This window comes from Devosia polycyclovorans (assembly GCF_042181575.1).
GTDB lineage: Bacteria > Pseudomonadota > Alphaproteobacteria > Rhizobiales > Devosiaceae > Devosia > Devosia polycyclovorans.
In genome coordinates this window covers 3,544,444-3,557,706 of record NZ_CP170082.1, presented here as the reverse complement: position 1 = coordinate 3,557,706, position 13,263 = coordinate 3,544,444, and the positions used below count along the sequence as shown (strand labels likewise).

General features: G+C 61.2%; 15 protein-coding genes. 11 read left to right on the top strand and 4 right to left on the bottom strand.

Annotation, left to right across the window (positions count from 1 at the left end; genetic code table 11):
• Positions 1-26: 26 nt before the first annotated feature.
• The 8 genes from ACE4RL_RS17740 (at position 27) to ACE4RL_RS17705 (ending at position 8,498) form a co-directional block, all read left to right on the top strand.
• Entirely contained in the window at positions 27-431 is a 405-nt protein-coding gene (locus ACE4RL_RS17740) for a cytidine deaminase (RefSeq protein WP_375598423.1), read from the top strand.
• 2 nt (positions 432-433) lie between these two features.
• Positions 434-1,228 (top strand): purine-nucleoside phosphorylase, encoded by a 795-nt coding sequence (locus tag ACE4RL_RS17735; protein WP_375598422.1) that lies wholly within the window; start codon positions 434-436, stop codon positions 1,226-1,228.
• Positions 1,225-2,214 carry a deoxyribose-phosphate aldolase gene (gene deoC, locus ACE4RL_RS17730; RefSeq protein ID WP_375598421.1) on the top strand — a complete coding sequence of 330 codons (990 nt, stop codon included), beginning with the start codon at positions 1,225-1,227 and terminating at the stop codon, positions 2,212-2,214. The genes ACE4RL_RS17735 and deoC overlap by 4 nt, the downstream gene beginning before the upstream one ends.
• A gap of 118 nt (positions 2,215-2,332) precedes the next feature.
• Positions 2,333-4,699, top strand: coding sequence for an aldehyde dehydrogenase family protein (locus ACE4RL_RS17725; protein WP_375598420.1), 2,367 nt, complete (start codon positions 2,333-2,335; stop codon positions 4,697-4,699).
• Positions 4,700-4,844: 145 nt separating this feature from the next.
• Positions 4,845-6,167: a thymidine phosphorylase gene (deoA, locus tag ACE4RL_RS17720; RefSeq protein ID WP_375598419.1), complete on the top strand. Its 1,323-nt coding sequence runs from the start codon at positions 4,845-4,847 to the stop codon at positions 6,165-6,167.
• 5 nt (positions 6,168-6,172) lie between these two features.
• Positions 6,173-7,390 (top strand): phosphopentomutase, encoded by a 1,218-nt coding sequence (locus tag ACE4RL_RS17715; RefSeq protein WP_375598418.1) that lies wholly within the window; start codon positions 6,173-6,175, stop codon positions 7,388-7,390.
• A gap of 23 nt (positions 7,391-7,413) precedes the next feature.
• Positions 7,414-8,055 carry a uracil phosphoribosyltransferase gene (upp, locus tag ACE4RL_RS17710; protein ID WP_375598417.1) on the top strand — a complete coding sequence of 214 codons (642 nt, stop codon included), beginning with the start codon at positions 7,414-7,416 and terminating at the stop codon, positions 8,053-8,055.
• A gap of 47 nt (positions 8,056-8,102) precedes the next feature.
• Positions 8,103-8,498: a VOC family protein gene (locus tag ACE4RL_RS17705; RefSeq protein WP_375598416.1), complete on the top strand. Its 396-nt coding sequence runs from the start codon at positions 8,103-8,105 to the stop codon at positions 8,496-8,498.
• A 35-nt stretch (positions 8,499-8,533) separates the two neighbouring features.
• On the opposite strand, the gene ACE4RL_RS17700 is transcribed toward ACE4RL_RS17705, so the two are convergent.
• From ACE4RL_RS17700 to ACE4RL_RS17685, 4 genes are all read right to left on the bottom strand, one after another.
• Positions 8,534-9,154, bottom strand: a complete 621-nt coding sequence (locus ACE4RL_RS17700; protein ID WP_375598415.1) for an HAD family hydrolase — start codon at positions 9,152-9,154, stop codon at positions 8,534-8,536.
• Positions 9,155-9,225: 71 nt separating this feature from the next.
• Positions 9,226-9,798, bottom strand: coding sequence for a TadE/TadG family type IV pilus assembly protein (locus ACE4RL_RS17695; protein WP_375598414.1), 573 nt, complete (start codon positions 9,796-9,798; stop codon positions 9,226-9,228).
• Positions 9,795-10,283 carry a TadE/TadG family type IV pilus assembly protein gene (locus tag ACE4RL_RS17690; RefSeq protein ID WP_375598413.1) on the bottom strand — a complete coding sequence of 163 codons (489 nt, stop codon included), beginning with the start codon at positions 10,281-10,283 and terminating at the stop codon, positions 9,795-9,797. The genes ACE4RL_RS17695 and ACE4RL_RS17690 overlap by 4 nt, the downstream gene beginning before the upstream one ends.
• A gap of 209 nt (positions 10,284-10,492) precedes the next feature.
• On the bottom strand, positions 10,493-10,939 hold the full coding sequence (locus ACE4RL_RS17685) for a pilus assembly protein N-terminal domain-containing protein (RefSeq protein ID WP_375598412.1): 447 nt from the start codon (positions 10,937-10,939) through the stop codon (positions 10,493-10,495).
• 386 nt (positions 10,940-11,325) lie between these two features.
• Between ACE4RL_RS17685 and ACE4RL_RS17680 the strand changes: the two genes are divergently transcribed.
• From ACE4RL_RS17680 to cpaB, 3 genes are all read left to right on the top strand, one after another.
• Positions 11,326-11,493: a Flp family type IVb pilin gene (locus ACE4RL_RS17680; RefSeq protein ID WP_375598411.1), complete on the top strand. Its 168-nt coding sequence runs from the start codon at positions 11,326-11,328 to the stop codon at positions 11,491-11,493.
• Positions 11,494-11,626: 133 nt separating this feature from the next.
• On the top strand, positions 11,627-12,136 hold the full coding sequence (locus ACE4RL_RS17675) for a prepilin peptidase (RefSeq protein ID WP_375598410.1): 510 nt from the start codon (positions 11,627-11,629) through the stop codon (positions 12,134-12,136).
• A gap of 206 nt (positions 12,137-12,342) precedes the next feature.
• The gene (gene cpaB, locus ACE4RL_RS17670) at positions 12,343-13,260 is read left to right on the top strand and encodes a Flp pilus assembly protein CpaB (RefSeq protein WP_375598409.1); all 918 of its coding nucleotides are present in this window, start codon (positions 12,343-12,345) and stop codon (positions 13,258-13,260) included.
• Positions 13,261-13,263 lie beyond the last annotated feature (3 nt).

Sequence of the window (13,263 nt, the reverse complement as noted above, 5' to 3'; positions counted from 1 at the left end):
CCTTCGGGCCTGGCTGTGGCGGCAACATGACAATCGAAGAGATCGACAAGGCCCTGTTCGAGGCCGCCGAGGCTGTGCGCGCCAGGGCCTATGCGCCCTATTCGAAGTTCCAGGTCGGCGCCGCCATCCTGGCCGATGACGGCAAGATTTACGCGGGCTGCAATGTCGAAAACGCGGCCTATCCCGTTGGCAATTGCGCCGAGCCGAGTGCCATCGCCGCCATGCTGGCCGGTGGCGGGACGCGCATCCGCCGCATCTATGTTACCGGCCCGGGCATCTTGCCTGTGACGCCCTGTGGCGGGTGCCGGCAACGCATTCGCGAGTTTGCCGATCCAGGCGTCGAAATTGTCTCCCATGGTGTCGATGGTACCCCGCTGGTGCAGACGCTCGATCAGCTTCTGCCGCACAGCTTTGGCCCGGAGCATTTGTAGACATGACCAAAGCCGCCAGGACCATCCGCAAGATCGCCGGCAAGGAGCCAATCGCCGCCGCCATCGTGCTCGGCTCGGGCCATTCGGCCATTGGCGATTTGCTCGATGAAAAGATCACCATTCCCTATTCGGAACTGAAAGGCTTTCCGGGCGGTGGCGTCTCCGGTCATGGCCGCGACCTGCTGATCGGCCAGATGGGCGGCAAGCGCGTCGCCGTGCTCACCGGTCGCCAGCATTATTACGAACACGGCAATGCCGCTGCGATGCGCCCGGCGCTGGAGGCGCTGAGCGAACTGGGCGCCGAGACACTGCTGCTCACCAATTCCGCCGGCTCGGTCGACCAGCGCTTCCAGCCCGGCGACCTGATGCTGATTGCCGATCACATCAATTATGCAGGGATGAACCCGCTGATCGGCGAGCCGACCGACCGCCGTTTTGTCAACATGGTCAATTGCTACGATCTCGACCTGCGCGCCAAGGCAACGGAATTGGCACAGCGCTTCGACTATGCGCTGGGGGAAGGGGTCTATCTCTGGTATTCCGGCCCCAGCTTCGAGACGGTGGCCGAAATCCAGATGGTCATGCGTTTAGGCGCCAATGCCGTGGGCATGTCCACGGCACCAGAAGTCATTCTCGGGCGTTTCCTGAGGATGAAGGTCTGGGCCTGCTCGTCCATAACCAATATGGGCGCAGGTCTTTCGAGCGAAAATATCAGCCATGAGCACACCAAGCTGATGGCTGTTCAGGGGGCTGAAAAACTCAAGAAACTGATCCCCGCACTGGTGGAGGAACTATGAGTCTCAAGGTCGTCGACAACAAATCAGCCGAGCCGGTGCACAAGCGCAATCCGGGCTATCCGCTCGATCTCGACTGGGTCGAGCGCGTCCGCATGAATCGCTCGGCGCTGGAGCGCCGCGCCGGCACCATCGGCGCCCGCCGCACGGTCAAGAAGGACTACCAGCTCGCCTGGCTCCTCAAGGCGATCACCATGATCGACCTCACAACGCTCAATGCCGACGATACCGATGGCCGGGTTGAGCGCCTCTGCGCCAAAGCCCGTAACCCCATCCGCCGGGACATTCTCGAGCAACTGGGCATGGGCAACCGCCGCATCCTGCCCGGCGCCGTCTGCGTCTATCACACCTTCGTGCACACTGCTGTGCAGGCGCTGGAAAACACCGGCATTCCCGTAGCCGCTGTCTCCACCGCCTTCCCGCATGGTCTGGCGCCGGTCGAGACCAAGATCGCCGAGATCGAGGCTTCGGTGAAGGATGGGGCAAAAGAGATCGACATCGTCATCGAGCGCGGCATGGTGCTGCGCGGCGACTGGCAGGCGCTCTATGACCAGGTAAGAAGCTTCCGCAAGGCCTGCGGCGACGCGCATATCAAGACCATTCTGGGCACTGGTGAACTGGCCACCCAGACCAATATCGCCAAGGCGTCGCTGGTCTGCATGCTGGCCGGCGCTGATTTCATCAAGACCTCGACCGGAAAGGAAAAGGTCAATGCCAACCTTGTGACCTCGCTGACCATGATCCGCATGATCCGCTGGTTCGCTGAAGAGACCGGCATCGAGATCGGCTACAAGCCCGCCGGCGGCATCGCTACGGCCGGCGACGCCCTCAAATATATGGCGCTGATGAAGGAAGAGCTGGGCACCCATTGGCTGCAGCCACACCTGTTCCGCTTCGGTGCCTCGTCGCTTTTGACCGATATCGAACGGCAGCTGGAACATGGGCTGACCGGCCACTACGCCGCCGATTATCGCCAGCCGATGGTGTGACGCGTGTGGAGGGGATCGGCCCCTCATCCGGCGCTGAGCGCCACCTTCTTCCCGCCGGGAGAAGCATCAGCGGCCCTGCCGCACCCGAGGAATTCAGGCACTCGCGAGGAGGCCACACATGAACAAGATCGCGCAAATCTTCGATAGTCTCGAATACGGCCCGGCGCCCGAAGCGCCCGATCAGGCCATTGCCTGGCTCGACAGCAAGGGCCGCAAGTTCGGCCACTTCATCGATGGCAAATGGACCAAGCCGGGCAAGACTTTTACCGCCGACAACCCGGCGACCGGCGCCTCGCTGGCCGAGATCACCGATGGTACTGCCGGTGATGTCGACACGGCGGTGAAAGCGGCTCGCGCTGCGTTCAAGGGCTGGAGTGCGCTTAGCGGCTATGAGCGCGGCAAATATCTCTATGCCATCGCCCGCATGATCCAGAAGCATTCCCGGCTCTTTGCGGTGCTCGAAAGCATGGATAATGGCAAGCCGATCCGCGAAACCCGCGACGCCGACATTCCGCTGGTCGCCCGGCATTTCTATCACCATGCCGGCTGGGCCACGCATCTGGCCACCCAGTTCCCCGACCACGTGCCCTATGGTGTGTGCGGCCAGATCATTCCGTGGAACTTCCCGCTGCTGATGCTGGCCTGGAAGATCGCACCGGCGCTGGCTGCGGGCAACACGGTGGTTCTCAAGCCGGCCGAATTTACCTCGCTCACCGCGCTGCTTTTTGCCGAAATCTGCGAGCGCGTCGGCCTGCCCAAGGGCGTGGTCAACATCGTCACTGGCGAGGGCGACACCGGAGGCGCCATCGTCAATCATCCCGATATCGACAAGATCGCCTTCACCGGTTCGACCGAAGTGGGCAAGCTCATCCGCGCCGCTACCGCCGGTTCCGGCAAGGGACTGTCGCTCGAATTGGGCGGAAAATCGCCCTATATCGTTTTTGAGGATGCAGATCTCGACTCTGCCGTCGAGGGTCTGGTCGATGCCATCTGGTTCAATCAGGGCCAGGTCTGCTGCGCCGGTTCGCGCCTTCTGGTGCAGGAGAGCATCGAGGAGCGCTTCATCGCCAAGGTCAAGGCGCGCATGGCCAAATTGCGTGTCGGCGACCCGCTCGACAAATCGGTTGATATCGGTGCGCTGGTCGCCCCAGTGCAGGTCGAACGCATTCGCGACCTGATGAAAAAAGGCATCGCCGAAGGCGCCCATGTCTATGAGCCCGATTTTGAGCTACCGGGCGGCAATTGCTATTTGAAGCCAGCCCTGGTCACCAATGTCTCGCCGGCAAACACGCTTGTGTCCGAAGAAATCTTTGGGCCGGTGCTGGTCGCCATGAGCTTCCGCACCCCCGAAGAGGCCGTGGCCTTGGCCAACAACACCAAATATGGTCTTGCCGCCACCCTCTGGAGCGAGAACATCAATCTCGCTCTCGACATTGCGCCCAAGCTCAAGGCCGGGGTGATCTGGATCAACGGCACCAATAATTTCGACGCCGCCGTTGGCTTTGGCGGCTATAAGGAATCTGGCTTCGGGCGCGAAGGCGGCCGCGAAGGCATGAATGCCTATCTCAAGCCGGCCTGGGAAAAGACGCTCAAGGCAGCCCCATCCACTACCCCGACAAAACCGGCAGCGGCAAACCCGCTCGATACCGGAAGTCTCGACCAGACCGCCAAGATGTATGTTGGCGGCAAGCAGGCACGTCCCGACTCTGGCTACAACCGGCCTGTGCTCGGTCCCAAGGGCGAGCTGGTCGGCGAAGTGGGTGAGGGCAACCGCAAGGACATTCGCAACGCGGTTGAGGCCGCGCGCAAGGCACTAGGCTGGGGCACGACCGCGGCCCATACCCGCGCGCAGATCCTCTACTACCTGGCGGAGAACCTTGATTACCGGCGCGACGAGTTCGCGGCCCGCATCAAGGCGCAGACTGGCGAAAACGGTGCCGAGGAAGTCGCCCTTTCGGTGGAACGCCTGTTCGCCTTTGCCGGCTGGGCCGACAAATATGATGGTGCGGTGCACAATCCGCCCCAGCGCATGATTGCGACCGCTCTCGTGGAGCCGTTGGGCGTGCTCGGCATCGTCGCCCCGCCGTCCCGGCCCTTGCTTGGTTCAGTTGCATTGCTCGCTCCAGCCATCGCCATGGGCAATACCGTGGTTCTGGTGCCCTCCGAGCGCAGCCCGCTTTCCGTGACCGATCTCTACCAGGTGCTCGAAACCTCCGATGTCCCCAATGGCGTGGTCAACATCGTCACCGGCGACAGCACTGCCCTGGCCAAGACATTGGCCGAGCATGACGGCGTCGATGGTCTGTGGTTTGCCGGTTCGGCTGAGAGTTCCGCCATGGTCGAAAAGGCCTCGGTGGGCAATCTCAAGCAGACCTGGACCAGCCGCGGTCTCTATTACGATCTCGCCGATCCGCGCTTTGCCGGCGACTACTTTCTGGCCAAGGCGACACAGGTCAAAAACGTCTGGATCCCTTACGGGGCTTAGTGCCTCGGATACCCCACCCGGCCTCCCCCTGATAGGGGGAGGAGCACCACAGCGTATTGGATGAGAACTCGCCCAAAGCGCGATCTATTCCTCCCCCTATCGGGGAGGTTTGGTGAGGGTATCCCTCAACAAAGAAGAGCCACCCATGGTCTTTCTCCCCCAAGAGGTCATCCTCAAGAAACGCAATGGTGAGATCCTCGCCAAGGACGACATCGCCCAGTTCATTGCTGGCTTTGCCAATGGTACGGTCTCTCATGCCCAGGCAGCGGCCTTTGCCATGGCCGTCTACTTCCAGGACATGAATATGGATGAGCGCGTGGCGCTGACCGTGGCGATGCGCGATAGCGGCACCGTGCTCGACTGGTCCGACCTCGATGGGCCCGTGGCCGACAAGCACTCGACCGGCGGCGTGGGCGACAATGTCAGCCTGATGCTCGCCCCGATCCTGGCGGCCATCGGTGTTTATGTGCCGATGATTTCCGGGCGGGGGCTGGGTCATACCGGCGGCACGCTCGACAAGTTCGATGCCATCCCCGGCTACCAGACCCAACCCGACAATGCGCTGTTCCGCAAGGTGGTGAAGGAGGCCGGTTGCGCCATTATCGGCCAGACCGCCGACCTCGCCCCCGCCGACAAGACGCTTTATGCCATCCGTGATGTCACCGGTACGGTGGAATCCATTGCCCTGATCACCGCGTCAATCCTTTCGAAAAAACTTGCTGCGGGGCTCGATGCGCTGATCCTCGACGTCAAGACCGGCTCCGGCGCCTTCATGCCGACGCTGGAAAAGTCGACCGCGCTGGCCGAGAGCCTCGTTGCCGTCGCCAATGGCGCAGGCTTGAAGACCGGCGCTTTGATCACCGACATGAACGAGCCGCTTGCCTCGGCCGCAGGCAACGGCCTTGAAGTGCGCAACGCCGTCAACTTCTTGACCGGCGCCCACCAAGACCCTCGCCTGCGCGAGGTCACCCTGGCCCTCTGTGCCGAAATCGCCCTGATGACGGGCAAGGACACAACGCTGGACGAGGCCCGCGGACAGGTCGAAACCGCCCTTGATAGCGGTCGCGCCACTGAGCATTTCGCCAGAATGGTCACCGCGCTCGGAGGCCCCGCCGACTTTATCGACAAGATGGACACTCACCTGGCCGCCGCACCTATCATTCGCGATGTGTTTGCGGATGAACAGGGCACGGTTTCGTCCATCGACACCCGTGGCGTCGGCATGGCGGTGGTCGCTCTTGGCGGGGGCCGCGCCACGCCGACCGATGACATCGATTATCGCGTCGGCTTCGACCGCCTCGCTCCGCTAGGTGCAGTTGCCGATGCCCAGACACCCATTGCACGCATTCATGCTGCCGATGAAGCCAGCGCCGCCGATGCAGCCGCGCGGCTGAAACGCGCCTATGGTCTGGGCGAAGCAGCCATCGAAAACCCGATCATTGCCGGCCGCGTCGAGCCCAAGGAGTAACGCCCATGCCCCGCGCCATTGTGTGTCTCCTCGACAGCGTCGGCATTGGCGGTGCCCCAGATGCTGCCAGCTACGGCGATGAAGGATCGAACACGGTCGGCCACATCGCCGAATGGGCCGCCGCCGGCAAGGCGGATCGTGAAGGCCTGCGCACAGGCCCGCTTCATGTGCCGAATATGGACGCCATGGGTCTTGGCGCCGCCATAAAACTCTCCACCGGCACCCTGCCACCCAATCTCTCGGACACGCCCAAGGGCGGCCGCTTCGGCGTCGGGCGCGAGGTGTCCAGGGGCAAGGACACACCTTCGGGCCATTGGGAAATCGCCGGCGTGCCGGTCCCCTTCGAATGGGGCTATTTCCCGCAAACCGAGCCGACCTTTCCGCCTGACCTGATCGCCGAATTTCTGAAGCGCACCGGCCTCCCCGGCATTCTGGGCGACAAGCATGCCTCGGGCACGACCGTCATCGCCGAGCTGGGCGAGGAGCATATCCGCACCGGCATGCCCATCTGCTATACCTCGATCGACAGCGTGTTCCAGATCGCCGCGCATGAGAGCCATTTCGGCCTCGACCGGCTCTACGAGATCTGCAAGATCGCCTTTGAATTGACCGAGCCGCTCAAGATCGGGCGCGTCATTGCCCGCCCCTTCATCGGCGAAACTGCCGAGACCTTCAAGCGCACCGGCAATCGCCGCGACTTCGCCATTGCCCCGCCAGAACCGACCCTGCTCGATCGCAATGCGGCCGCGGGCAACCAGGTCTTTGCCATCGGCAAGATCTCCGACATCTATGCCGGCTCCGGCGTCACCCATAAGCTTAAGGGCACCGGCATCCCGCAGCTTTTCGATTGCACGCTCGAGGCCTTGGAAATGGCGGGCGACCGGGCCTTCATCATGACCAATTTCGTCGATTTCGATAGTGAATACGGCCATCGCCGCGATGTGCCCGGCTATGCCGCCGCGCTCGAGCTGTTCGATGCACGTCTGCCTGAGATCATTGCCGCAATGCGCCACGATGATCTTTTGATCCTGACCGCTGACCACGGCAACGATCCGACCTGGCCGGGCACCGACCATACGCGCGAACAGGTGCCGATCCTGGTCTTTTCCCCAGCCCTCCTGCCAGCAGAGATTGGCATTCGCCCCACCTTCGCTGATATAGGAGAAAGTATAGCCGCCTGGCTCGGTCTTGCCCCCGGCCGCCATGGCAAGAGTTTTCTCTGATCCAACAGACAAGAGGTGTTTCGATGAGCAGAACCGAAGGCAATGTGACGGTCATCGATCACCCCATGATCCAGCACAAGCTGACCATTATGCGCAACAAGGAGACCTCGATCGCAGGTTTCCGTCGCCTGTTGCGCGAGATTGCCCATCTGATGTGCTACGAGGTCACCCGCGATCTCGAACTGGAAATGATCGACATCGAAACGCCCATGGCGCCGATGCAATCGCCCGCCATCAAGGGCAAGAAGCTGGTCTTCGCTTCCATTTTGCGTGCCGGCAATGGCCTGCTCGATGGCATGCTTGACCTGGTGCCAGCGGCCCGCGTTGCCCATATCGGCATGTATCGCGACCATGAGACGCTTGAGCCTGTGGAATATTACTTCAAGGCTCCCTCAAGCCTTGAGGACCGCCTGATCATCGTCGTCGATCCCATGCTGGCCACGGCCAATTCGGCCACTGCCGCCATCGAAAAGCTCAAGGAACGCGGCGCCAACAATATCCGCTTCCTCTGTCTCCTGGCCGCCCCCGAAGGCATCAAGCACTTTACCGAGGCCCATCCCGACGTGCCGGTCTATACCGCGGCAATCGATGATCATCTCAACGAGAAGGGCTATATCGTCCCGGGTCTGGGTGATGCCGGCGACCGCATGTACGGCACGCGCTGACCCCGTCTGCCCTACGACCGCAACATCTATAAAACTGGAGTCACTGGATGGCCAAGCTCGTCCACTCGATGATCCGCGTCCTCGATGAGGCGCGATCAGTCGCCTATTACGAAAAGGCCTTCGGCCTGAAAGTGGTGGATCGTCTGGATTTTGAAGGGTTCACCCTCGTCTACATGGCGGGAGACGAGGTTGGATTCGAACTCGAACTGACCATCAACAAGGGCACCACAGAGCCCTATGATCTCGGCAATGGTTACGGACATCTGGCCGTGGTGGTCGACGATGTCGGTGCCGAACACGCCCGCTTCAGCGATCTGGGACTGCCGACTGGCAAGCTCGTCGATTTCAAGAATGGTGATACGCCGGTGGCAAAGTTCTTCTTTGCCACCGATCCGGATGGTTACAAGATCGAAGTGATCGAAAAAGGCGGACGTTTCCGCTAGCCAAAGAGGCCCGGGGAAACCCCCGGGCCTTTTGCTTATTTGGCCTTGAGCGGCAGCCCCAGCGCGATCAGGTCGGCCCGCAAATGCTCGGGGTCCTTGAAGTGGATGCCCTTCATGCCGAACTTGCGGGCGGCCACGATATTGGGCTCGCTGTCGTCAATGAACACGCAGCTCTCCGGCGCCAGCGCATAGCGCTCGCAGAACACGCGATAGAGCCGCGGATCGGGCTTCACCAGCCCTTCCAGTCCGGAGACGATCACACCGTCAAACTTCTCCAGGAATGGCCATTCGCCCAGCCGCGTCATCCACTTCTCCCAGGAGAAATTGGTGATCGCGAAGGTGGGGATGTCCTGATCGACCAACTCGTTGTGGATGTCGATCGTCCCCTGAATATGTGGCCCGAATGTCTCCGCCCAGCGCTCGTCATAAGCCTTTATTTCACGCCAGTACTTGGGAAACCGCGTCACCAGCTTGGCCACGCCCTCGGCATAGATCTCGCCGGCATCAAACTCCAGGTTCCAGTCCCCTGTGCAGATGTGGTCGTGAAACCACTGTGCATCCTCCTCGCTGTCAAACAGCTTGCGGAACAGATACATGGGGTTCCAGTCGACGAAGACGCCGCCCAGATCGAATACAGGAATGATGTGGTCGTCCATGAATGCCGTCCGCTCGTTGGGAGAACTCTGAGCGGCTTTTGGCATGGCCCGCCGGGTCCGGCAAGCGAGGCTCAATTGATGGCGATGGGATTTCCGAAGCGCGGCATGAAATAGCTGGCGCGGTAAAGCTTGATCGGCGCATCGAAGACGACGCCCTTGAGGGGCGTATAGGTGTCGCTGGCTTCTGCCGCGATCACCGTGCTGCCTCGGGAAATGTCGATCATCGCCTCGGGCAGCGCAAAATCGGCCCCGACCGTATGCGGCGTGCTGCTCGAATAAACGCCATTTTGATACTGCCGCGTCCAGACCACCTCGGTCGAACGGTCACTGTTGACCCGCACCGCCGTTACCACCTGCAGCACCGAACCTGAATCATAGGGCGTCATGATGCCACTGGCGGCGCGGAAAAAGTCCTGCAACTGGCTGGACGTGATGGTGCCGTCGACACGGGCGACAAGGTCGCCAATGGCGCCGGCCACCGACTGTACCTTGCGGTCCATGGTGATCAGCGTACTCGCTTCGAGCGTGCCCAGATAGGTGAAGATCATGATGGGCAGGACCAGCGCGAATTCCACCGCCGCCACACCGCGATCGGCGCGGCACATCCGCCTGAGCCAGGAGGTAAAGGACCGGCGAGCCATCATGAGAAGGGCTCATTCTGGAATACGGTTGCCGAGCCGAGCAGACGGCGTCCGTCGCCCATATTGGCCATGCCGAACGGGCCCAACTGTACCACGACCGGATAGCGGTAATAGACCTGCACCAGCACCACGGACTTGCCAACCCCTGGCGTCCAGCTTTCGTTTTCGGTCCAGTCGCAAGGGGCCACGCAGTCTGCGGGCACAGGTGGTGCCACCGTGGCCGACTGGAAATTGGTGACCGTATTGACCCTGATATGCAGGCCCGAACAGTCTGGGAACAGTCCGAACAATTGATCGCACACCGCGGACCGGTACCCCTCGATCGTCATGTTCGCGCCCTGCGCCTGGCCCGTGCGAATTGTGCGCGATGAGTCATTCACTGCGCTTTCAAGCACCTGTGACGCGAGAAAAACCAGCGAGGTTTGCAAAATTGCGCCGACAACGCTGAAGAATGGCAGGGCCAGCAGCGCAAACTCAACCACAGTCACCCCGCGATCGTCGCGCTTGAACCGGCGGCTGTGCCGCTTCGCCGCTTGCCAGCACCTCCCGAACAATTTGCTGTGGCTCCCACATAGCTGCATACCGAGCCACACTATGGAGATACCCTCACCCAATAGTTAGGAAGGGCGGGACAAATGGCGCGATTGCGTCATATGGTAAATGCGCCGTTAACAGCTCTGGGGGGACGGATTGCGACCTAGTTGGCGGCCGACTGCACCAGTTGAGAAGACGCCAGCGTCTGCCCGGAAAAGCCCGCATCGTCACCCATCATGACAACGGGCTGGCACACCGGGGCACAGGACAGGGTTGTGCGACTCTGACCCTGATAGACAGTCATGACCCCGGCAGTCATCTGCACCACTTCCACCAGCGTATCGGCAACCGGCTCGCCCCGGCTGTCCAGAACGATCAGATTGGTTTGGCCATAGCTCTTGCCGGTCAGGATCAGTGTCTGGGGGTCCTGAATGGTGACATCGGCAATGCCGGGATTACCCACGATCACCGTTGCGGCCGGTGCACTGATGCGCAGCACGCGTGCCATGTTCACATTGACATTGATCGGCGCTCCGTCCTGCGCCAGGGCAGGCATTGGCCCCACAAGGGTGGCCATGAGCAGCAGGGCTGTGGCGGCAGAACGGAACATTGGTGCAAATCCGGGTACTGATACTCTCGCTGGCTAGCATCGGCCCGAATGGTAAATACTTGGCAAACGCACCTGAGTTGCGCTGTGACAGGCATCCTTCCACAGGTCACAAAGTAAATAAACGCAGGGGTGTCGCCTGGCTGGTCAGTGGCGAAATATATGACAGAATTGAAAAGAGTGTCGGAGGCGAGTTCACTGATGAATACAATCTTATCTATTTTGCCGGACTGTCATTAACCAGGGGAATCACCATTCGCAGCAGTCTGTCCAGGCAGTTGGAGATTAACGCTATTTCAACCTGTCACCGCTAGCGTCAGGTCCATGTTCGATGTGTGACGTGGTCCGACACTGCTGTCACTCGAGGACGTGTAAAAAGGAGCCTGGGAATGAAAATTTTCGCACGTTTTGCGCAGGACGAGTCGGGCGCGACGGCAATTGAATACGGTCTTATCGCCGCTCTGATCGCTGTTGGCATTATCGCCGCTGCCACCACCCTCGGTGGCAACCTCGGTAGCCTGTTCAACGGTATCGCCAACGATCTGAACGTCTACTAATTTCGGCGGCAGATATATCCTGTCCTCGATTTCGTATCAGGGGAAGGCGCTCGCGCCTTCCCCTCTTTTGTTTGGCGTTTTTTAACGCGCCGCGCGCATTCTCGGCAGGATCGTCCAGTTGATCGGGTCCGTCATGTCCAACATTGCGCTGCTGTTCTTCCCGCTGGCCATGGCCTTTGCCGCCTCCTCGGATCTGCTGACCATGCGCATTTCCAACAAGCTGGTCCTGCTGCTGGCCGCGGGCTTTGTTGCTATGGCGCTCATCGTCGAGCTGCCCTTGCAGCAATTCGCCATGCATCTGCTGTGTGCTTTTGTCGTGCTGGTTGTGGCTTTCGGCATGTTCGCCATGCGCTGGATCGGCGGCGGCGATGCCAAACTGGCGGCGGCCACCACGCTTTGGCTCGGCTTCGGGCTTACCCTGCCTTACCTCGCCTATGCCGCCCTTTTGGGGGGCGTGTTGACGCTTGTCATTCTGGTGCTGCGCCGCCTGCCCCTCGACAGGTTATTCATCGGACGGCCCTGGCTGGGTTGGCTCAATCGCCTGCATGACCCCAAGCAGGGGGTCCCCTATGGTGTCGCCCTGGCCGCAGCCGGGCTGCTCACCTACTCCAATACCGTCATTTTCGAACGCCTGGTCACCTGACTTCAGTATTACTCCACCTTGCGGGCCGCGGACGAAGTAATCGTCTGCGGCCTTTGCTTTTCTTGAGGGTAGTGTCGCAAAAAGCCAGCGTTCATAACTTGTTAACGCCTTTTGCAAAGCCCTGATTAACTAAACCTTGACCCTTTGCTTTCATAGTTCAGCCGGTGGAATTGGGCCCGTGGGTCCACGTACAACCGGAGTAGGTCATGAGACCGGCGCGTATTGTCCTTCTATTGGTTGCCCTGGTGGCGGGGTCTCTGGCGGCCTTCCTGGTCACACGGAGTGGCAGGCCGCCTGCGCCCACCAGCGAGGTCGTTACCCAGGTCGTACAAGAGGCCAAGACCCAGATTCTTGTGGCCAGGGCGCCGATCGGCGTGGGCGAGCGGCTCAATCCCGAACGCCTGGAATGGCAGGATTGGCCGGATGGTGCGCTGCGCCCTGAATATGTCACGGTTTCGGCCATGCCCGATGCGCCCAAACAACTGACCGGCGCCGTCGCCCGCTTTGAATTCTTCCCCGGCGAGCCCATCCGCGAGGCCAAGCTGGTCCGGGCCGATCAGGGCTATCTCTCTGCTGTGCTCTCGCCGGGCAAACGGGGGGTTTCGGTCACCGTGTCGGCGGCTTCCAGCGCCGGCGGCTTCGTGGTTCCAAATGACCATGTCGACGTGCTGCTCACCACCTCCACCGAGATGGGCCAGCGCTCCGAGGTCATCCTGTCAAATGTTCGCGTCCTCGCCCTTGGCAAGCGTCTGGGTGAGATGGGGGTCAGCGGCGGCGACGAGACCGGTGCCGAAGGCAGCCCCAACCCCACCACCTTCGATGCCTCCACCATCGCGACGCTCGAACTTGATCCGGGACAGGCCGAGACCCTGGTCAATGCTTCGACCCGCGGGCAACTGAGCCTGACCCTGCGATCTGTGGCCGACTTCAACCGTGCCGAGGCCGGTCCCGCAACCACCAATCAGGCTGTCCGGCTGATCCGCTATGGCCGGGAACAAAGCGTAATGGCCGGCAATGCGATGGGTGCGAATGCCGGTCAGCAAGGCCCTGCGGAATCCGGCGACATGCCCGTCGATAATCAGGCCGCTGGCGACCCGGTCATGCCCCAGGTTTTGCCCCAGTAGAGG